Origin of the sequence: Heliobacterium mobile, from assembly GCF_009720735.1 — a bacterium.
GTDB lineage: Bacteria > Bacillota > Desulfitobacteriia > Heliobacteriales > Heliobacteriaceae > Heliobacterium > Heliobacterium mobile.
Window position 1 is genome coordinate 17,916 of record NZ_WNKU01000005.1, and the last position, 20,437, is coordinate 38,352.

17 protein-coding genes are annotated in these 20,437 nt (G+C 51.2%); 12 read left to right on the plus strand and 5 right to left on the minus strand.

Annotated features, from left to right (window positions below):
* Positions 1-29 precede the first annotated feature (29 nt).
* From GJ688_RS06125 to GJ688_RS06145, 5 genes are all read left to right on the plus strand, one after another.
* Positions 30-1,127 (plus strand): 3-methyl-2-oxobutanoate dehydrogenase subunit VorB, encoded by a 1,098-nt coding sequence (locus GJ688_RS06125; protein ID WP_155475673.1) that lies wholly within the window; start codon positions 30-32, stop codon positions 1,125-1,127.
* Positions 1,128-1,877, plus strand: a complete 750-nt coding sequence (locus GJ688_RS06130; RefSeq protein WP_155475674.1) for a thiamine pyrophosphate-dependent enzyme — start codon at positions 1,128-1,130, stop codon at positions 1,875-1,877.
* 1 nt (position 1,878) lies between these two features.
* Entirely contained in the window at positions 1,879-2,433 is a 555-nt protein-coding gene (locus GJ688_RS06135; protein WP_155475675.1) for a 2-oxoacid:acceptor oxidoreductase family protein, read from the plus strand.
* Between the two features lie 482 nt (positions 2,434-2,915).
* Complete coding sequence (locus GJ688_RS06140) at positions 2,916-4,697, plus strand: L-lactate permease (RefSeq protein ID WP_155475676.1); 1,782 nt, start codon at positions 2,916-2,918, stop codon at positions 4,695-4,697.
* Between the two features lie 21 nt (positions 4,698-4,718).
* Complete coding sequence (locus GJ688_RS06145; RefSeq protein WP_155475677.1) at positions 4,719-5,405, plus strand: FadR/GntR family transcriptional regulator; 687 nt, start codon at positions 4,719-4,721, stop codon at positions 5,403-5,405.
* Positions 5,406-5,538: 133 nt separating this feature from the next.
* Here the strand turns inward: GJ688_RS06145 and GJ688_RS06150 are convergent, their stop codons facing one another.
* Together GJ688_RS06150 and GJ688_RS06155 are read right to left on the minus strand one after the other, a co-directional pair.
* Positions 5,539-5,697, minus strand: a complete 159-nt coding sequence (locus GJ688_RS06150; RefSeq protein WP_155475678.1) for a hypothetical protein — start codon at positions 5,695-5,697, stop codon at positions 5,539-5,541.
* 17 nt (positions 5,698-5,714) lie between these two features.
* Entirely contained in the window at positions 5,715-7,070 is a 1,356-nt protein-coding gene (locus GJ688_RS06155; RefSeq protein WP_155475679.1) for an MFS transporter, read from the minus strand.
* Positions 7,071-7,348: 278 nt separating this feature from the next.
* On the opposite strand from GJ688_RS06155, the gene GJ688_RS06160 reads away from it, so the two are divergent.
* From GJ688_RS06160 to GJ688_RS06175, 4 genes are read left to right on the plus strand one after another with little or no spacing between them, the layout of a single operon-like run.
* A complete protein-coding gene (locus GJ688_RS06160) occupies positions 7,349-7,909 on the plus strand; it encodes a LutC/YkgG family protein (RefSeq protein WP_170291726.1) in 561 nt (186 codons plus the stop codon).
* A gap of 1 nt (position 7,910) precedes the next feature.
* The gene (gene ldhH / locus GJ688_RS06165) at positions 7,911-10,076 is read left to right on the plus strand and encodes an L-lactate dehydrogenase (quinone) large subunit LdhH (protein WP_155475681.1); all 2,166 of its coding nucleotides are present in this window, start codon (positions 7,911-7,913) and stop codon (positions 10,074-10,076) included.
* An 18-nt stretch (positions 10,077-10,094) separates the two neighbouring features.
* Complete coding sequence (locus GJ688_RS06170; RefSeq protein WP_155475682.1) at positions 10,095-11,483, plus strand: FAD-binding oxidoreductase; 1,389 nt, start codon at positions 10,095-10,097, stop codon at positions 11,481-11,483.
* 1 nt (position 11,484) lies between these two features.
* Positions 11,485-12,792 (plus strand): (Fe-S)-binding protein, encoded by a 1,308-nt coding sequence (locus GJ688_RS06175; protein WP_155475683.1) that lies wholly within the window; start codon positions 11,485-11,487, stop codon positions 12,790-12,792.
* A 172-nt stretch (positions 12,793-12,964) separates the two neighbouring features.
* Here the strand turns inward: GJ688_RS06175 and GJ688_RS06180 are convergent, their stop codons facing one another.
* The 3 genes from GJ688_RS06180 to GJ688_RS06190 all read right to left on the minus strand — a co-directional run bounded on the left by GJ688_RS06180 (position 12,965) and on the right by GJ688_RS06190 (position 16,988).
* Positions 12,965-13,597 carry a peroxiredoxin family protein gene (locus GJ688_RS06180; RefSeq protein WP_155475684.1) on the minus strand — a complete coding sequence of 211 codons (633 nt, stop codon included), beginning with the start codon at positions 13,595-13,597 and terminating at the stop codon, positions 12,965-12,967.
* A 262-nt stretch (positions 13,598-13,859) separates the two neighbouring features.
* The gene (locus tag GJ688_RS06185; protein WP_155475685.1) at positions 13,860-15,620 is read right to left on the minus strand and encodes an L-lactate permease; all 1,761 of its coding nucleotides are present in this window, start codon (positions 15,618-15,620) and stop codon (positions 13,860-13,862) included.
* A 462-nt stretch (positions 15,621-16,082) separates the two neighbouring features.
* Positions 16,083-16,988 carry an NAD(P)/FAD-dependent oxidoreductase gene (locus GJ688_RS06190; protein ID WP_170291727.1) on the minus strand — a complete coding sequence of 302 codons (906 nt, stop codon included), beginning with the start codon at positions 16,986-16,988 and terminating at the stop codon, positions 16,083-16,085.
* A gap of 208 nt (positions 16,989-17,196) precedes the next feature.
* Here GJ688_RS06190 and GJ688_RS06195 point away from each other — a divergent pair, with 208 nt between their 5' ends.
* The 3 genes from GJ688_RS06195 to sdhA all read left to right on the plus strand — a co-directional run bounded on the left by GJ688_RS06195 (position 17,197) and on the right by sdhA (position 20,436).
* Positions 17,197-17,565, plus strand: coding sequence for a hypothetical protein (locus tag GJ688_RS06195; RefSeq protein ID WP_170291728.1), 369 nt, complete (start codon positions 17,197-17,199; stop codon positions 17,563-17,565).
* A 480-nt stretch (positions 17,566-18,045) separates the two neighbouring features.
* Complete coding sequence (locus GJ688_RS06200) at positions 18,046-18,663, plus strand: succinate dehydrogenase (RefSeq protein WP_155475687.1); 618 nt, start codon at positions 18,046-18,048, stop codon at positions 18,661-18,663.
* A gap of 21 nt (positions 18,664-18,684) precedes the next feature.
* The gene (gene sdhA, locus GJ688_RS06205) at positions 18,685-20,436 is read left to right on the plus strand and encodes a succinate dehydrogenase flavoprotein subunit (RefSeq protein ID WP_155475688.1); all 1,752 of its coding nucleotides are present in this window, start codon (positions 18,685-18,687) and stop codon (positions 20,434-20,436) included.
* The last annotated feature ends 1 nt before the right edge of the window (position 20,437 follow it).

A 20,437-nucleotide genomic window follows, 5' to 3' on the forward strand; every position in this document is an offset into this window, starting at 1 on the left:
GGCAACATTCGTAAAGAAAGGTGAACAAGATGACTCAAAAAGTATTGATGAAGGGGAATGAGGCTATCGCCGAAGCGGCTATCCGCGCTGGTTGCCGATTCTTCTTCGGATATCCCATTACGCCTCAGAACGAACTGTTAGAATATATGGCTCGTAACTTGCCCAAAGTGGACGGTGTCTTCCTGCAATCGGAAAGTGAGATTGGTGCTATCAATATGGTCATGGGTGCGGCTTGCACCGGTGCCCGCGTGATGACGTCTTCTTCGGGACCCGGCATCAGCCTTAAACAAGAAGGGATCTCTTACATAGCCGGTTCAGAACTTCCCGCTGTCATCGTCAATATCATGCGCACCGGCCCTGGACTTGGAGGAATTGCGCCGACACAAAGCGATTACTACCAAGCGGCCAAAGGGGGCGGCCATGGCGACTACCGTCTTATGGTGCTCGCTCCTTCTTCAGTACAGGAGATGGCCGACCTCATGTTCCTCGCCTTTGACAAGGCTGATGAATACCGGAACCCCGTCATGGTCCTCGGCGACGGCGTTCTCGGCCAAATGATGGAGCCTGTCATCTTGCCTGAACCGAAGGAAGGCAACGCTGTAGAAAAAGCATGGGCTACCACTGGGAAAGGAAACAACCCGGAGTCAAAACTGATTACTTCATTATATATTAAGCCGGAAGAGGCGGAGAAGTTCTGCGAACATCTGGCGGCGAAGTACAGGACTATGGCAGAAAAGGACACCCGTTGGGAGTCCTACCGGGCAGAAGATGCCGAGATCATCACCGTTGCCTACGGCACGGCGGCTCGCCTTTGCATGGCGGCTGTCGATATGGCCCGTGATAAAGGGATTCGTGCCGGCTTGATTCGGCCTATCACCTTGTTTCCATTCCCTTCAGCACCGATTTACGCAGCAGCTGAAAAAGGTGCTCGTTTCTTGACGGTGGAACTCAGCACAGGCCAGATGGTGGACGATGTTCGATTGGCCGTCAACGGCAAATCGACGGTAGGCTTTTACGGCCGTTCCGGCGGTATGGTGCCCGATCCCCGCGACATCCTTTCTCAGATTGAGCAGATCGAGAGCGAAAAGACCGGTACCACGGCCGCGACTGAGGGAGGAGCAGCGTAAATGGCTAAAATCGTCTTCACCAGACCGAAGAGCATGAAAGATGTGGTCACTCACTATTGTCCCGGTTGCCATCACGGCATCATTCACCGGCTCGTAGGGGAAGCCCTCGATGAATTGGAATTGGCGCCGAAAACGATAGGAGTGGCGCCAGTAGGATGCTCTGTCTTTATCTATGACTATATCGATACCGATTTCATTCAAGCATCCCATGGACGGGCTCCGGCTGTAGCGACCGGCGTCAAACGAGCTTTACCGGATAAATTTGTCTTTACCTACCAGGGAGACGGCGATCTGGCGGCTATCGGGACGGCTGAAATCATTCATGCCGCCGCACGGGGCGAGAACATCACGGTCATCTTCGTCAATAACGCCATCTATGGCATGACTGGCGGCCAGTCGGCTCCGACGACCCTCGTGGGACAATCATCGACGACGACCCCCAAAGGACGGACCTCTCAAAATGACGGCTTTCCGATTCAAGTCTGTGAGATGTTAAATACCCTGCAAGGCCCTTCTATGATCAGCCGTGTCGCCGTCCAAACGCCGGCCCAGGTGATACGGGCCAAAAAAGCGATTCGCCGAGCCTTTCAGTGCCAAGTGGAAGGACGAGGATTCTCTTTTGTCGAGGTTCTTTCCGCTTGTCCTACCAACTGGGGAATGACACCGCTCGATGCAGGCAAATGGCTGGAAGACGAAATGATTCCCTATTATCCGCTCAAAGATTTTCGGGTTCCCGAGGGGGTGCAGTGACATGGAACATCGCATGATATTCGCTGGCTTCGGCGGCCAAGGAGTTATGCTCATGGGTCAGTTGGTGGCCTATGCCGGTATGTTAGAAGGAAAACATGTGGCTTGGATTCCTTCGTACGGACCGGAAATGCGCGGCGGTACTGCCAACTGCGCTGTCACCGTGTCGGACAAACCGATCGCTTCTCCAATCGTCTATGAACCGACGGCAGCTATCGTCCTAAATCAGCCTTCACTGGAAAAGTTCGCCCCCCAACTTACTCCCGGCGGGCAATTGTTGATCAACTCATCTCTGATCAGCGGTATCAGCCCGCGGGTCGACATCAATCAGGTTTGTATGAAAGCGAACGATCTGGCCAACCAATTGGGTAACCTAAAAGTGGCCAATATGTTCCTCTTAGGGGCACTGATCGGATTGACAGGGTTTATTCATATAGAATCTGTCGTCGGGGCGTTGAAAAAAGTGTTACCTCCGCACCGTCACAACCTCTTGGAGGTAAACCGTCAGGCCTTGCAAAAAGGTTTGGAATATGTGACCTCTTGTTCCCAAGGGGCGTAATTTTATGTAAAAGATCATAAATACGAGTAAAAGATCATACATCAGAGAAGAACACGCTACCGCCTGTCGGGTAGCGTGTTCTTTTTATAGAATACGAATCAAATATTTCTAAATGAACCAACTAAGTTATCACCTTTCTAAAAATATTGAAGAATAACAAAGAAGGATCTAAAGATATCCCGTCGAAAATATATCCGTGGACAAGTGGTCTGACAACCGAGCCGATCACTGAGTAATCGTACAAGGAGGGATTAGGAAAAAGGATTACCATCTTCTGTTACCGGACGATTTCATGGACCGCTTGCCCCGTTCTTCAGGAGTCGAACCAATCCATTCTTCCGTTTCTAGATTTTTTGCGTCCCTAAAGAGAAAGAAAGACAGATAAGTATCAAGAAATTAGAGAAAGATACCACTATATTTAATGTTTTGCACACTATTGATTTATGCACACTATTTGATTAGGACGCGGAGGTAAATAGAAAATGGCATGGACACAAAATTTTAACCCCATGGGAAACCTGGGGCTATCAGCTCTTGTTGCCCTGATTCCTATTATTTTCTACGCCTGGGCGTTGGCTGTAAAGCGGATGAAAGGGCACATGGCGGGCCTTTTCACCGTGGCCATCGCTGTCGCCGTAGCGGTGCTGGGCTTTGGCATGCCCCTACAGACGACCATACTGACCACCCTCTTCGGCGCTCTCTATGGTCTTTTTCCTATCGGGTTTATTGTTGTAGCCGCAGTCTTCATGTATAACCTGATCGTTAAGTCCGGTCAATTCGAAGTGATCAAGGCGTCCATCGCATCGATCACCGATGATCGCCGTCTGCAAGTCCTCTTGATCGCCTTTTGTTTTGGTGCCTTTTTGGAAGGCGCTGCCGGCTTTGGTACACCCGTGGCCATCGCCGGGGCTATGCTGGTCGGTCTGGGCTTTAGTCCCTTGATGGCGGCCGGTTTGTCGCTCGTAGCCAATACAGCTCCTGTCGCTTACGGTGGTATCGGTATTCCCGTAATCGCCGGCGCCGGTGTAGCTGGTCTGGATCCCCTGCCGGTCAGCCAAATGATCGCGCTGCAACTGCCCGTTCTTTCGATTTTCGTTCCTTTCCTTCTCGTCTGGATATTGTCCGGATGGAAGGGCATGATCGAGGTATGGCCTGCCATCACCGTCGTCAGTATCACCTTTACCCTCGGGCAGTGGTCGGCGGCGACCTTTACCGGTCCCATGCTGGCCGATATCGTTGCTTCCATGCTTTCCCTCGTATCGCTCATCGTCTTTCTGCGCGTATGGAAACCGAAAAACATCTGGCGTTTTCCTGGGGAAAAAGCAGCTGGCCGCGCTGTTCGTAAGCTCAGCGCCGGCTCTATCATCGCTGCTTGGTCGCCCTTTGTCATCCTTACCGCCCTCATCGGCGACTGGGGCGTAAACAGCGTCAAAGCAGTCCTGGAAACGGCTACGGTTAAATTTAATTTTCCTGGCCTGACTGGCGCTATCATCGACCCGACGACCCAGAAAGCCATGGATGTTTTGTTTAAATTCAACTGGCTTTCCTCCGCTGGTACGGCAATCCTGATCGCCGCCTTTCTCACCGTGATCGTCTTACGGATGAAACTGAGTGACGGAGTGGCGGTCTTCAAAGATACGTTATACAGCCTCCGCTTCTCCCTCTTGTCGGTAGCCTCTGTCTTGGGATTTGCCTATATCGCTAACTACTCTGGCCTTTCCACGACTTTAGGCTTGGCTCTCACGGTAACGGGCCAATACTTCCCGATCTTTTCCCCCATGTTAGGCTGGATCGGCGTCTTTATCACCGGCTCAGATACCTCGGCCAACGCTCTCTTTTGCAAACTGCAAGAGGTCACAGCTATGGGGATCAACATCAACCCCATTTTGACCGTAGCGGCCAACACATCGGGCGGCGGTACCGCGAAAATGATCTCACCGCAGTCGATTGCGGTGGCCTGCGGCTCCGTCGGTATGATCGGCCGTGAATCGGAACTGTTCCGCTTCACTCTAAAGTACAGTCTCATCTTCGTAGCCGCTATGGGTGCACTGACCTATACGCAAGCTTACTTCGTTCCCGCTATGATCCCCGATGTCGTCCGTGCCGGTGCTGCCGTCGCAACGACGGCTTCTGCCGCTGTGCTGCAGCAAGGAATTATCGTACTCGCCGTAACGGCGGTTGTTCTCTTTGCTCTAGGAGCCTATGTGCTAGGCCAAACAGCCAAAAAGACAGTCGTCGAAGCAGCGAATCCTAACCATCGGTAAAAAAAGGCGGTGTAATTGAATATGGATGTCCGGTCGGTACAACCCCGAAGAATCCAGCATGAGGTCGTTGATCACATCAAAGACCTGATTGAAGAGCGTGCCCTTCAGCCTGGCGACAAGTTACCTTCGGAACGAGAACTGGCCGAGATGTTCAAAGTAAGCCGAACGGCTGTTCGCGAGGCCTCCAGTGCGCTGCAGGTATTGGGAATCGTTGAAGTGCGACGCGGCGAAGGAACATTTGTTTCAAAGCCTCGGGACTTTGGAAAAGCGGAAGCCTTGGCTCGCATCTTAGCCGCTGACCATGGTACGGAAAAAGATTTACAGGAAATGCGCATGATTGTCGAAGTGGCGGCAGCCGCTCTTGCCGCGAAGCGATGCGGAACGACCGAATTAGATCTGATCAACCATTCCATTCGGGAACTCCGCCGAGCCGTCTGGCGAAATCAATCCGGTGTTGAAGCCGATTTTCAGTTCCACTTTACCGTCATCATGGCGGCCCAAAACCCCTACCTGTTTCGCTTTATGGATTATTTCTCAGATATTATCCGTGCGAGCATTGAGAATCACTGGAAGAACAATATGACTACACGAGACGATTGCGAAGCTGTACTGAATGCACATCAGGCCATTTGCGACGCAATTCAACAAGGAGATTCCTTGAAAGCCCGTCAACTGATGCATGATCATCTCAAAAGCCCGCTAGAATAAGCACTTCTCAGAAATGACAAGGGGAAGACCGATTCAGGTCTTCCCCGGTTTACTTTTATAGTAGCTTTTTATACAGATTTAGATGATCACACTTGCTTGAAAATTGCGATGGTCTTCGCTTATACCTTTTTATCTATTGCGGCAGGTCTTTAACGGGGCTATTTGCTGGCACGGAGACCTTGGAGTCAGGCGTCAACTGAACAGTCTTCATGTTTTTCTTTGCTTGTACATTGCTATGACTTTCCGCCTGCACCGTATTGGTTGTATGAGGATCTCCTTGGATTCCTTTCACCTTCAACACCTCCGTCCTTAGTGTTCTCCCTTGTCTTCGGATTCATTAGTTGTTTCATGACGTTGACGATCATCGGGACGAAAAGCCGGAGCGAGACGAGGTCGACCGATGTTGGCTTCATTAGCGTCCAACTTACGGGGATCAGGAAGCCTCATCGCCATCATCACTGCCAAAATCTCTATGAAGGCAATCGTCCAGAAAATCCAGTTCATCGGGATAAGCTTGAGAAAAGCACCGGCTGCGATCGGGAGCAGTCCTACGGGAGAGGCGAAGAGGTTCGATAAACTGACATAGATGGGACGCTTCGCCGTAGGCGTCGTCTCCATCAGGTAATTGACGAAACCGAGCCAACCGCCTAAAACCATGCCCACACCGAGAAAACCAAGCCCCGTCCCAATAAAAGCAGCCAACCCAGCTAATCGCTGCGAAAAGAGAATCACCAGAGGGACGAGAAGATTGATAACGGTGGTTACGATGATCGTCTTACGGTTACCGACCCGATCGCTGAAATACCCGAGCAGCAATCCACCGCTCACTTGGCCGAGCACTTGGATCGTCAGCAGGATAGCAGCGGCCCATCTAGGTAAAACCCCTGCCTGCTGGACAAAAAGAATATAAAAAGGAAAGCCTAACACGTTAAATCCGGTCAATACCTGAACGACCAGCATGCGGGTGAAGAGTCGATGATCCCGTAGGTACTGCGGGATATGGCTGATCACATGGCTTACAGACAATTCCCGGGCGTTGCGACTCTGTTTCGCCGGATCCTTGGCAAAGCGGATGGCAAAAGCAGAAGCAAGCAAAAAAGTGACGGCCAATAAGAAGAGCAAGGAAAAATCGGTAGGGAATTCCCATCGCGGTGAACCCAAGATGCGTTGCACCAACAGGGTGCCGCCGAAAGCACCGAGCCCTCCGAGGGACTGCATGATCCCCATCATCTTTCCGCGATGGGACTCATCGATGGTTCGGCCGAATATATCCATCCAGGGCACTTGGCCGACGCCTTCGCCGAAAGCAAAGATGGTGAAGGAGATGAGAAATAGGGTAGCCGTCACTGAAGCAGGCCAGCTGAACCAGATGGCCAGGACCGGGATCAGCAACTGGGACCGGGTGAAGAAATGCGTTCGAAAGATAAACCGGTTTAAGTGTTCCGCTCCCGTGACCCACCCTGCCAGGAGAATTTGGGGGAGGAAAAAGCCGACGGAGCGAACTGTTGCGGCTAATCCCACGAGCAGGGGGGAGTGAGTCAGGTTGTTTAAAAAAAGAGGCACGATGATGTTGCTATCGATAAAGGCCAGTGCTGTAAAGTAAAGCGCCCCGTTGGCGGTCATAAAATAAAAGTTTCGCCGGTCAACTGCATCCCGCCATTTCAACAGGAATCGTACCCCTCTCTGATTAAAGCTCCCTCTTATGATGAATCATTCAATACCTCTTTCATTCTCCTGATTATCATGTAAAAAGGGGGACAAGAAGAGACATTTTCCTTTTGAAAAAAGCAGGATTCCTCAGGGGATCGTCGAATGTGTACCTATTAGAATGTTGGTCTGGCCATCTGAATTCTTATTTGTACTTTTTTTAACAAATGTGTATGCTTTGTAGTGGTCTGACCACCTGTCCACTATGAACATGGCAGTAAAAGGAGTTGGCAACATTGTCCACGGAAAAGCTTTTTTCCGTTTTCCAGGCTAAAGCGGAAAGCATGAGTGCGCAAGTCCACCGTGTAGGCACTTACGCAGCAGCCGGGGAACTCATCGCCGCAAAAGTGAAAGAAATGAAGGCAGAAAAAGTGCATCTCTTTCCAAGCCCGCAGTTGGAGAAAACCAACTGCCGTGCAACCTTAGCAGGAACCGGAGTAAACATCTCTGAGAAACTGGATCGGGCCGAGCTGGACGTAACAGACGTCGGTATCACTTTCGTGCCGTATGCGGTTGCGGAGACAGGATCAATTTTTCATCCTGAAGAAAATCCTCTGGGCCGAATGGTGACCATGCTGCCCCCAACCCATATTGCCATCGTTCCAACCTCAAAAATTCTCCCGACGGTAGCCGATGCGCTGGTGACCGTTGTCGCTGATTATGGGAAAGTTCCCGGATACATGTCTTTCATTTCCGGTCCTAGCCGTACTGCCGATATTGAACGGGTCTTGACGATTGGCGTTCATGGGCCCAGCCGACTGATTGTCATTCTGGTCGACGAAGGGATGGAAAAGTAAGATGTCCAACCAGGAAAAAAACCAAGACTTCAAAGCATCCATTCAGAAGGCTTTACAAGACCAGGTCATGCGGGGCGCCTTAAGCCGCTTTGCCGACGCCTATCCCACGGCCAGGAAGAATGCCTACCAAGGGGTGGACATCGAAGCACTGCGCGGCGAGATCGCCTGTTCGAAGGCAAAAAACGGCGATGACTTGGATCAATTGATTAAAATGTTCACCGAAAATGCTACCAAACGGGGAGCTAAGGTCTATTTTGCCAAAACAGCTGACGATGCCAATCGCTACATCGCCAACCTGGCTGTAGACCGAGGCGTCAAACGAATCGTAAAATCCAAGTCCATGGCCTCCGAAGAGATTCATTTGAACGATCACCTGAAAAAAGCCGGCATGATCGTCAATGAAACAGATTTAGGTGAATGGATCATCCAGTTGGCCGGCCAAAAGCCAAGCCACATGGTGATGCCCGCAATTCACCTTTCTAAAGAGCAGGTTGCCGGCTATTTCAGCAAAGAGATGAAATCGGATATTCCTCCAGATATTCCCTTGATGGTGCAAAAAGCCCGTGTCGAGTTGCGGACTAAATTCATCGAAGCCGATATGGGTATCTCCGGCGCAAACATGGCCGTTGCAGAGACAGGCTCTATCGCCACAGTGACGAATGAAGGGAACGCCCGTCTGACGACGACGCTGCCTCGAATTCACGTCGCACTTGTCGGTATTGAGAAAATCATCCGCAACATGCAAGAAGCGGCCAATATCATCAAAGCGCTGCCCAAAAGCGCTACCGGTCAGCTCATCACCAGTTACGTCACTTTCGTCACCGGTGTCACCCCTACGGAAGTAGACGGTCAGGTACAAGATAAAGAACTGCACATCGTCCTCATGGACAATGGCCGCAGTGATATGCTCAAAGATCCCGAATTCAAACAAGCCTGGCAGTGTATCCGCTGCGCCTCTTGCTTAAACGTATGTCCGGCCTACCAGATGGTTGGCGGTCACGTCTACGGTCACATCTATGCCGGCGGCATCGGTGCCATTTTAACCTTCTTCTTCAATGATCCAGAAGACGCCGAGAAACCGCAAAACCTCTGCTTGGGCTGTGGTCGCTGTACGGAAGTCTGCCCCGGTAAAATCCCTATCCCCGATCTGATCCTGAAGATGCGCCGCCGCATGGCCGAAAAGAACGGCCTGAAGATGATCCCGAAAGCTATCTTCAGTGTCGTTGCCAACCGGAAACTAATGCACAGCCTACTGCGGGTCGCTTCCATCGGCCAGTTTCCCCTGACCGGCGGCAAGCCCTATATCCGCCACTTACCTTTCTTTTTTTCAGAATTGACGAAAGAGCGCAGCTTGCCGGCCGTGGCTCCGCAGCCATTCCGTGATTTCGCCAAAGAACATGAGAAAAAGAACACCGGCAAGAAAAAGCGGGTGAACTTCTACGGCGGATGTCTCATCGACTTCTGCTACCCCCATATCGGCAAAGCCGTTTATGAAGTGTTGGAACACGCCGGATGTGAAGTTTACTTCCCCTGGGAGCAAGCTTGCTGCGGCGCCCCGGCTAAATATATGGGCGATGGAGAGACCCAAATCCGCCTGGCGAAACAAAACGTCGCCGCCATGGAAGAAGGAAACCCTGATTATATCGTTTCTGCCTGCCCCACATGTACCGTCGCACTGCTCGAAGACATCGTCGATGTACTCAAAGAGGAACCTCAGTGGCATGAACGGGCAAAAAAGGTAGCTGCCAAGGTTCGCGACTTCTCCGACCTCGTCGCTGAGCTCGGTGTCAAGACAGGTAAGAAGTCCAAGCCCTTGGCCCGGAAAAAATTCACCTATCACGACTCCTGCCACTACCGCCGCCATCTCCATCTCTCCGACGTCCCCCGCAAGCTGCTGACGGAAGTGGCCGGCATGGATCTCATCGAGATGAAAGACTGTGATCAATGCTGTGGCATGGCTGGCTCCTATCTGGTGAAATTCCCTGAGATCTCGGCGCCGATTCTCCAGAAAAAGCTGGATAACATCACGGCGACCGGCGCTGAAATGGTATGTGTCGACTGCCCCGGATGCGTCATGCAAATTGCCGGTGGTCTCGATAAAAAACGCAGCTCCGTCCAGGTAAAGCATACCGCCGAAATCTTGGCTGAGTCCCTGCGCAAAGGATAATTAAGGAGGCAGTATTATATGTCCGTTCAACAAGCGATCCGTGAGATGGAAACTCTTTTAGGCAAAGAACGGGTTCTGACCACGATCGAGGATTTGGCCTGCTACGCTTTTGATGCCACAGCAGATATGCCTTCTCATCGACCCGATGCGATCGTTCTCCCCCAAACGACGGAAGAAGTTCAAGCGATCATGCGCATCGCCAGCAAGCACAAAACGCCGATCTATCCTCGGGGAGCCGGCACCAACCTCTCCGGTGGAACGATCCCCCTCAAAGGCGGCGTCGTCGTCACCTTCCAACGGATGAACAAGATTCTCGAAATCGACGCGGAAAACTTGACGGCTACGGTCCAGCCGGGCGTGGTCATTCAATCGCTAAACACAGCCGTAGCCCCTTATGGCCTCATCTACCCTCCCGATCCGGGTACTGTCTCTACGGCAACGATGGCCGGCTCTACGGCGGAGTGCTCCGGCGGTCTGCGTGGCTTAAAATACGGCGTGACCAAGCACTATATCATGGGCCTGGAAGTTGTCCTCGCCAACGGTGAAAAATTCCGCTGCGGCGGTAAGACTGTTAAGAATGTCACCGCCTATGATCTGGTCAAGCTCTTCACCGGCTCCGAAGGTACTCTGGGCATCATCACCGAACTTATCGTCAAATTGATTCCTGCTCCCGAGTCCCGTAAGTCCATGTTGGCCATTTTTAGCGATCTTGATGATGCGGGCAAGGCCATCGCTGGGATCATTTCGGCTAAAGTCATCCCCGCCACATTGGAGATTATGGATAAAACGACGATTCAGACGGTAGAATCCTTCTCCCATGCCGGTTTGCCGACCGATGCAGAAGCGGTACTGCTCATCGAAGTGGACGGAATCCCGGAAGTCGTCGCCAAAGAAGCCGAGTCTGTGGAAGAAGTCTGCAAACGATTTAAGGGCAATGTTCGCGTCGCCGAGACTGATAAAGAGCGCGATCAGCTATGGGCCGCCCGCCGCGCCGCTCTGCCGGCGTTGGCTCAAAAATCGCCGACGACCGTTCTGGAAGATGCCACCGTGCCTCGATCCCGCATCCCTGAAATGCTGCGAGCCATCCGCCAAATCGCGAAGAAATATGACCTGCTCATTGGCACCTTCGGTCACGCCGGCGACGGTAACCTTCATCCCACCATCCTCTGTGACGAGCGCAATGAAGAACAGATGAAGCGGGTCCATAAAGCCGTCGACGAGATCTTCCGCGTTGCTGTCGACTTAGGTGGTACCCTTTCCGGTGAACACGGCATCGGTATGGCCAAAATGAAGTACCTCGAATGGGAACTGGGTGCAACTGGGGTGGACGTACTGCGTCGCATCAAAGAAGCCCTCGATCCGGAATATCTCTTGAACCCCGGAAAAATGGTAGCGGGGAGGAACTAAGATGGCTGACTACAAAACCCTGAAAAAAGCAGGGGAATTGATGCAGCAGTGTATGAAGTGCGGCAACTGCCAAGCTGTCTGCCCACTGTATATGGAAACGATGCATGAAGGCGCTGTAGCACGGGGGAAAATTCGCCTCGCTGTCGATGTGCTCGAAGGTAGATTGCAGCCGACCCATGGCCTCTTGGATAAGTTTGCTCTTTGTCTGACCTGTAAAGCTTGTGAGGCAAACTGTCCCTGTGGCGTACACTGCGTAGACATCATCCTTGCCGCCCGGGCTCAAATGGCCGAAACGGTCGGCTTGCCGATGATCAAACAATCCATTTTCAAAGGGCTCAAACTACGCCGGATGTTTAACTTCGGCTTAAAAACGGGCGCGTTGTTCCAAGGCGTTGCCCTGAAGCGTCGCAGTGAAGGTAAAGGACGGACTATGCGTGTTTCCGTCATGGGTATGGATGTCCGCCGGGTCATCCCCGACTTGGCGACCACACCGGCTCGGGACATGTTTGAAGAATATAATCCGGCCCACAGCGGTAAAGGGAAAATGCGGGCAGCCTTTTTCACAGGTTGTGTAAACAACTTTATCTATACGGATACCTGCAAAGCGATTGTGGAAGTGCTCCGGGCGAATGACGTTGATGTCATCATCCCGAAGGCGCAGCACTGTTGCGGAGCTCCCGTCTTCATCAACGGTGAACGTAATATTGGCCGTGAAATGGCCCGTCACAACATCGATGTGTTCACTGCAGCCGATCAAAAGTATAATCTCGATCATATCTTCATGGCTTGCGGGACCTGTGTCTGCTCTTTTGCAGAGCACTATCCCCATCTGTTAGAGAATGATCCTGAATACCAGCGCAAGGCCCAAGTGCTTGCTAAGAAGACGATCGACGCTAACCCCTTAGTCATCAAAGCAGGCGGCCTTGAGAAGCCTATGGGCACTATCGAAAGATCCGTCACTTATCACGACTCCTGCCACTTGGCCAGGGGTATGAAGGTGACCGCGGAGCCGCGCCAGATTCTACGATCCATTCCTGGTGTCAAGTTCTATGAGATGACCAACCCGGCCCGCTGCTGCGGCGGAGCTGGTTCCTTCAGCCTGACCCATTACGACCTGTCTAAACAGGTCACCGCGAAAAAAGCTGCTGACATCAGCCAGACGGGAGCTCAAACGGCTACCACCGGATGTCCCGGTTGCCGTATGACCATCGAGGACGGTTTGGCCCAAGCCAACTTAGCCGTCGATACGGTGCACCCGATCAAGCTGTTATACGAATCCTATAAGCTCAGTGGCGTGATCCGGGATTAAATCAAAACCGGCAATATACCATAGGATGATCTAAAAAAGATGGACTGCTAAGTAAAAGCAGTCCATCTTTTTATTTTAAGCATTTTGAGGTTTCACGTAGACGTGAGCGATGTTGGTCGAAGGGTATTGAGATTAAGCGTTTGGAGACAGAAGATGACCCAGAAGAATGCCTTTATTTTAAAAGAGCATTTAACTGTTGCGCGAAATTTTCCTTTTCCTTGGCGCCGATAAAGACCTCTCGGATAATCCCGTCTTTATCGATGAAAAATGTGGTTGGTTTAAAGTAAATTCGGTATGCTTTCGAAACGGATTGATTCGGGTCGCTATCGAGCAGCATGGGGAATTTAAGCTTTGCCTTTTCGAAGTATTTAACGCCGTCGTCAGCCTTTCGTTCCTCTTGGGTAAGGTTAACCCCTATGACGACAGCTTTGTCCTTGTATTCGGCCGCTAGAACGTCGATATCGGGCATTTCCTGACGACAGGGGGGGCACCAACTGGCCCAGAAATTAAGCATGACCGGTTTTCCCTTAAAGTCGGCTAAGGAGACTTCCTTGCCGTCGGCTGTCTTCAGCGTAAAGGCTGGAGCAGCCTTGCCGACCATGCCCATCGCAGCGTAGGGAGAGAGGGTGGAGGTGTCTTCCTCGGCGGCTTTCGAGGTAACTTCTGTCGGAGCACTCTTTTTTGAATTCTCTGAATCGGTCAGTGACGCAGCTGCTGAGCCTTCTTTAGAATTGCAGCCGCTCAGGAGCAGAGTGGAAGAGCTTAACGCGGCAAGTAGAATCCATGTCGATATTTTTTTATGCATATCGATTCAATACCTCCTGGAAAATTGGGATATTTACCGTTGTTTAAGTAGCTATTCGATCGATTACCCCTACGGGTATGATATAAGGATATAGTACTGTCTTTTTGATAACCAAGCAAGACTAAAGAACCAACTTCACGTTCTCTGCCTAAACCTATACAGAAGCAAAAAAATTCCCGCACCGTTTCCGGTGCGGGCACACACTATATTGATTTAGACGCGGGCGATACGATGAGGCTTGTCCCGCGACGGGGACCGTTAGTTAGCGCTTCGAATAAGCGCGATTGTCTTCGGTGCGGCCCATGACGGAGAAGCCGAGAATCGCAACGATGACAGCAGTGATACCGAGGAGCATCCAACCATCGGACATATTGACCGCGGCTGCAGCAACGGCGGCAGCACCTTTTTGGTACACGGGAATCATCCAATAGAGGACGGTCGACTGTAAGAATGTAATCACACACACTACCGCAAGGAAGAAGAGAGAGTGCTTTACGGTGAAACGGAAGAGATCCGATTCCTTGCCGACGAGTCCCGTAGCAGCACAAGCGACGGCGATGGACTGAGGAGAAATCATCTTACCGGTAACCCCGCCAGAGGAGTTAGCTGCGACTGTCAAGACTGGGTCGACACCGATCTTATCAGCGGTGATGCCTTGCAGCTTGCCGAAGACAGCGTTAGCGGAAGTGTCAGAGCCGGTGATGAAGACACCCAGCCAGCCGAGAATCGGTGAGAAGAAGGGGAAGAGAGCGCCGGTAGTGGCCAGAGCCATCCCCATGGTGTAAGTCATACCGGAAGAGTTACCGATGTATGCATAACCGAGAACGGAAGCGATGGTGACCATGGGGAACTTGAGTGACTTGACCGTATCCCAGAAGATACCCATCGTTTGACCGAGAGGCATCCGGACAATGAGCATGGTGATGAAGCAGGAAATCAAGATGGCCGTACCGGCGGCAGAGAGCCAGTTGAACTTGAAGACAGCAGCGATGGGTTGATTGGTAGCAGGATTGATGACAGCGTTGTGGATGACCGGGAAGGCAAACTTAATCGTGAGAGATTCCAATACGGCGTTCACCGACTTCATGCCCCAGTCACCGACCATGATGGTCAGGATGATGAATGGGCTCCAGGCTTTCAGCACTTTTTTGAAGGTCAGGCTGCTGGTGGCCTTATAAGTAGCAGCGGGCTCATCGGCAAAACGCCAAATGTTTTTAGGTTTCCAAACTTTCAGGAAAGTAACAAGGCCGATGATGGAGCAAAGGGAGGAGATGATATCGGGAAGCATGGCGCCCAGGTAGTTAGCGGACCACCATTGTCCGATAGCAAAAGCACCACCGGCGACAAGGGCTGCCGGCCAAACTTCTTTGATACCTTTCCATCCAGACATGATGTAGACAAGCCAGAAGGGAACGAAGACAGACAGGAAGGGAAGCTGGCGGCCGACCATCTGGGAGATGGCAAAATCATCAATACCAGAGACCTGACCGGCGACGATGATGGGAATCCCGATACCGCCGAAAGCGACAGGGGCTGTGTTAGCGATTAAGCAGAGACCGGCAGCATAGAGAGGATTGAAGCCGAGGCCGACGAGCATACCGGCGGAGATAGCGACGGGAGTACCGAAACCGGCTGCACCTTCTAGGAAGGCTCCGAAGGAGAAGGCGATGAGCAGCGCTTGCAGGCGGCGGTCATCGGTGATGGAGGCGATGGAGTCTTTGATGACTTCAAACTGCCCCGACTTAACGGTTAGGTTATATAGAAATACGGCAGTGATGACGATCCAGCAAATGGGGAAGAGACCGTATAAAGCACCTTGAAGGGTGGAGGCAATAGCCACTTGGGCCGGCATGCCATAGACCAGGATAGCGATGAAAACTGCGATGGTGGTGGTAGTCAGACCGGCGATATAGCCTTTCATCTTTTGAATTGCCAACGCCCAGAATAGATAGAGGATGGGAATTACAGCGATGGCAGCCGAGAGAAAGATGTTACCCATGGGATCATAAACTTGAGTCCACATGAGGAGGCCCCCTTTCAATTTTGCGAAAGTGATTGCAACAATTATCACAATCATGAGTGCACTGAAACCGGATGATAATTAATTGTGATGGCTAGATATCTTTCCGGGCCAGAGGGGTTAGGTTTGCTTATCACCTCCATCTTTCTTTCGGCTGCTGATTTTTCTACTAAGGTATTGATTTTCTAACCAGCAAACCGTAAGGTGGTCAGACCGCTTACGTTATTACTTATTCTCTGACACTTCCCAAAATCCTGCTGCACATAAGCAAAAAATTTAATTTTGTCGAAAAAAATCGAAAAAACAGCCTCTCCTCTCGTGGGATCAGCTGTTTCTCATGGTATGACCAGCAAGGATTACTCGAAAATTACGTAAATCCATTTTATATTATAATAGGAAGGGAAAAAGAGATGATTCACAAATATTCAGAGTTGACCTTTTTGTTTGACTAATAAGAGAATATAATCACAACCCTTTTGCTGGTGTGCGCTGCTGCTCATCGAGAAAACTGACGGCACTTAAGGCAGCGATCGCCCCTTGGCCGACCGCCTTGGCCAACTGATAGGGTTTACCGGTGCAATCACCGCCAGCAAAGACGCCGGGCATGTTTGTTCTCATGTGGGCATCGACGATAATGGCCCCATCTCGCGTTTCTAGACCGGGCAGAAGATTTTCTGCTTTCATCGTTTCCCGTAAAATAAAGACGCCGTCGATAGGGATTTCCTGATCGTCGGTCTGCAGCGATGCAATGCTTTCATTCCCTTTGAGTGCCAGGACCTTTCCTAGGGGGAATTCCATGTTTTTAGGATTCGTCGAAGGGGTAAAGGCCTTTGCTTCGTTCTGACCGGTTGCAGAGAGATAATACACCTTTGCTGCCAGTTCACTGAGGAACAGGGCTTCATCCCAAGCCTCCCCCTGAGTATAGTCGATCAGTGCCACCTTTTTGCCTTTATATAAGGGGCCGTCACAAGTAGCACAATAGGATACACCACGACCAAGCAACTCGTTTTCGCCGGGCAAGAGACGTTCAACGTGCACCCCCGTTGCCACAATGACTGTCCTTGACTGATAAGTGTCCCGTCCAGCCATCAATGAAAAAGTACCTTCTCCCCCGTAGATAGCACTTACCCGCGCATCCATCTGTTCAATACCCTGCTGGTGGATATGATCGAAAAAGCGATCCCTCAGTTCGCTTCCGCTGATGGCCGGAAAGCCTAAATAATTATCGACCCGTTCCGCCTTAGCTAACCACTGGCTACAGTCTTTCGTCCCCAGTATGATAAAAGACTTGTTGCGGATCTTAAGATTTAAAGCGGCGGAGAGACCGGCAGGGCCACAACCGACGATGATGCAGTCATATACCTGTGCCACGAGAAGACCTCCTTGTCAAAAGACTTATCGTTATTCTCTCCGGCAGAAGGATTCTCTTTACCTGATTTTTTGGAAATAATTCAAGCAGGGCTGAATAGGATGACGTTAAGGAAAAAGAACATTTTCTACATTGTCCCCTGCCGTTGACCGGCACCCAATGCTTCGTTATAATATTCATAAAATTTAGTCTATTGCGAGGTGAGCCCCATTGCTTCCAAGGGAAGAGACGGTTCTCCAACAGGAACTACTCATGATGCCCATAGAAGATCTCAAAGCTGAAGCTGCACGCTTGCGAGAGGAATATGCGGCCACCAAGGATATGGAGACTCAAGTTCGCCTTTCCGTAGCGATGGCAGCTCTTTATTATCGCGATCGCCAGAGTGAATACGAAAAAGAGCGAAAACTAGCAGAAACTTTTGCCAAGGTAAAGGGTACGTCAGGAAAGACATGGTTCGTTCCTCCGAAAAGTGAAACCCACCGAACTCGTGTCTACTATATCGGACGAAGCGGTAAAATGAACTCTACGTCTATCGATGAAATGCGCAACGATTTAGGTGGAACCTGGATGTCCCCCTAAAAAGGAGGCCCTCATCGAAGTTATGATGGGGGCCTTTCCTGTGAGATTTACCCGAACGTATATATTTTTTGTACCGTGTGCAGAAGTGTTTACACTTTGAAGAAATAATGTTCAATCGTTTATACATTTAATGAGCTTAGAAAAAGGGAGATAAATGCACAGAGATTAAGAAAAATGGGGGTAATTCGGTATAAATGGGCTTGTACATACGGTTGACGCAAATTGTTTACAATGCTAAACTACGCAATGAGAACAGGGACAGCCCAATTCATAACTATTTACGGGTTGGAAGGAGGAAGATTGAGAAAAAAAGTGCAAACGGTTGGTGAGAGCCTGGATGCCTTTGTGTGACCCAAGCAGAGGCGGAACCGCGGGATTTTTTTTTGGGTAGAATTTAGAATTTTGTGAATTGGGCGAAAAGGTAGAAGAAAAGAGATAATTTGTTCTTAAATACCCACGGGGGCGGAAAGGAGCAGCGGAATGTCAAACAGTAATCATTTTTTGATCCGTAAAGTTCACTCCCTGCTTGGCATCATTCCGATCGGATTGTTTTTTGCCGAGCACACAGCGATGAACTCTATGGCTATCGTCGATGGCGGCATTTGGTCGGCATGGACGAGCTTTCTCCATCACATGCCGTTTAAGATCTTCTTGGAACTGGGCTTTATCTTCTTGCCCATTGCGTTCCACGCGATCTACGGCGCCTATATTGTCTATGTTGCGAAGAACAACACCCTCCAGTACAACTACTTCCGTAACTGGATGTTCTACATTCAACGGATAACAGCCATTATTACCGTACTCTTCGTCGTATGGCACGTTTGGTCACTGAAGACGATGAACTTCTGGAGCACTGGGAGTTATATCAACTCTTTTGGCGCATACCTCTCAAGTCATCCGATCGCCTTTGTGGCTTACGTCATCGGTTTTCTCGCTGCTGCTTTTCACTTCTGCAACGGTATCTGGAGCTTCCTCGTTGCATGGGGTATCACGATTGGTCCGAAGGCTCAAAATGTGGCCTTTATCATCTGCATGGGTCTCATGGGTGTACTCTCCATCGGCGGTCTCGGAGCCCTTTACTCCTTGATGCTGCACTAATGACATTAGAGGTGGGATGAAATGGAAACGCGTATCATCGTAGTTGGTGGCGGTTTGGCGGGTCTGATGGCCGCTATCAAAATCTGCGAAGCTGGAGGGAAAGTTGACCTCTTTTCCCTTGTATCGGTGAAGCGGTCCCACTCGGTCTGCGCGCAAGGCGGGATCAACGGGGCTGTCAACACTAAAGGTGAAGGCGACTCTACCTGGGAACACACGGATGACACCATTTATGGCGGTGACTTCCTGGCGAACCAGCCTCCTGTTAAAGCCATGTGTGACGCAGCCCCCGGGATCATCTACATGATGGACCGCATGGGCGTTATGTTTAACCGTACTCCGGAAGGTCTGCTCGACTTCCGCCGCTTTGGTGGCACCAAGCACCACCGTACGGCCTTCGCAGGCGCTACCACCGGTCAGCAATTGCTCTATGCGCTGGACGAACAAGTCCGGAAGTGGGAAGCTGCCGGCCGTGTGACCAAATATGAAAACTGGGACTACCTTTCCTCGGTCATCGATGACGAAGGCATCTGCCGTGGTATCGTAGCTCAAAACATGGCTACCATGGAGATCAAAGCCTTCCGCGCTGAGGCTACCATCCTGGCCAGCGGCGGTATCGGCATGATCTTCGGTCGCTCCACGAACTCGACAATTAACACCGGTTCCCCTCAAGCCTCGGCTTATCAGCAAGGCGCGTTTTACGCCAACGGTGAAATGATTCAGGTTCACCCCACAGCTATCCCTGGTGAAGATAAACTGCGCCTCATGTCTGAGTCGGCCCGCGGTGAAGGTGGACGGGTATGGACGTATAAAGACGGCAAACCTTGGTACTTCCTCGAAGAGTGGTATCCGGCCTACGGCAACCTGGTTCCCCGGGACGTAGCGACCCGTGCCATCCACAAAGTAGTCTATGAACTGGGCCTCGGTGTCGATGGAAAAGCTCAAGTCTATCTGGACCTGTCCCACATCGATGCGAAAACGCTGGACCGCAAGCTCGGCGGCATTCTCGAAATCTACGAGAAATTCGTCGGCGACGATCCGCGCAAAGTGCCCATGAAGATCTTCCCCGGCATGCACTACACCATGGGTGGTCTCTGGACCAACTATGACGGCATGACGAACATCCCCGGACTTTTCGCATCCGGTGAAGCGGAGTACCAATATCATGGAGCTAACCGTTTGGGTGCGAACTCGCTGCTTTCGGCTATCTTCGGTGGTATGGTCTCTGGTCCGGCAACGATGAAATATGCCAAAGGGCTGAAAAAGTCCGCTGCCGATATCGCTCAATCTGTCTTCGACCGTGAGCTGAAAAAGCAACAGGCCAAGATGGACGAAATCTATCGCCTCAACGGTACCGAAAACCCCTACGTTATTCAAGCTGAGTTGGGCGATATGATGCTGCAGCACGTGACTATCGTCCGGATCAACAAAGACCTCAAAGCGACAGACAACAAGATCCAAGAGCTCATGGCTCGCTGGAAGAAGATCGGTCTGCCCGATACCGGCAAATATGCTAACCAATCGGCCATCTTCACCCGCCACGTCTGGAATATGCTTGAACTGGCCCGGGTCATTACCATCGGCGCATTGAACCGGAACGAAAGCCGCGGTGCTCACTTCAAGCCTGAATTCCCTGATCGTGACGATGCCAACTGGCTGAAGACGACCAAAGCCAAATGGACGGCTCAAGGTCCCGCCTTCGAATACGAAGACGTAGATACATCGATCATCAAACCGCGGCCTCGCCGCTATGATGTCGACAAGGGGGCGAATTAAT

Excerpts from the sequence above, each read along its gene's own strand:
- GJ688_RS06200 (WP_155475687.1), top strand. The coding sequence starts at position 18,046 with ATGTCAAACAGTAATCATTTTTTGATCCGTAAAGTTCACTCCCTGCTT.
- GJ688_RS06135 (WP_155475675.1), top strand. The coding sequence starts at position 1,879 with ATGGAACATCGCATGATATTCGCTGGCTTCGGCGGCCAAGGAGTTATG.
- GJ688_RS06185 (WP_155475685.1), bottom strand. The coding sequence starts at position 15,620 with ATGTGGACTCAAGTTTATGATCCCATGGGTAACATCTTTCTCTCGGCT.
- GJ688_RS06170 (WP_155475682.1), top strand. The coding sequence starts at position 10,095 with ATGTCCGTTCAACAAGCGATCCGTGAGATGGAAACTCTTTTAGGCAAA.
- sdhA (WP_155475688.1), top strand. The coding sequence starts at position 18,685 with ATGGAAACGCGTATCATCGTAGTTGGTGGCGGTTTGGCGGGTCTGATG.
- GJ688_RS06145 (WP_155475677.1), top strand. The coding sequence starts at position 4,719 with ATGGATGTCCGGTCGGTACAACCCCGAAGAATCCAGCATGAGGTCGTT.
- GJ688_RS06140 (WP_155475676.1), top strand. The coding sequence starts at position 2,916 with ATGGCATGGACACAAAATTTTAACCCCATGGGAAACCTGGGGCTATCA.
- GJ688_RS06130 (WP_155475674.1), top strand. The coding sequence starts at position 1,128 with ATGGCTAAAATCGTCTTCACCAGACCGAAGAGCATGAAAGATGTGGTC.
- GJ688_RS06175 (WP_155475683.1), top strand. The coding sequence starts at position 11,485 with ATGGCTGACTACAAAACCCTGAAAAAAGCAGGGGAATTGATGCAGCAG.
- GJ688_RS06125 (WP_155475673.1), top strand. The coding sequence starts at position 30 with ATGACTCAAAAAGTATTGATGAAGGGGAATGAGGCTATCGCCGAAGCG.
- GJ688_RS06180 (WP_155475684.1), bottom strand. The coding sequence starts at position 13,597 with ATGCATAAAAAAATATCGACATGGATTCTACTTGCCGCGTTAAGCTCT.
- ldhH (WP_155475681.1), top strand. The coding sequence starts at position 7,911 with ATGTCCAACCAGGAAAAAAACCAAGACTTCAAAGCATCCATTCAGAAG.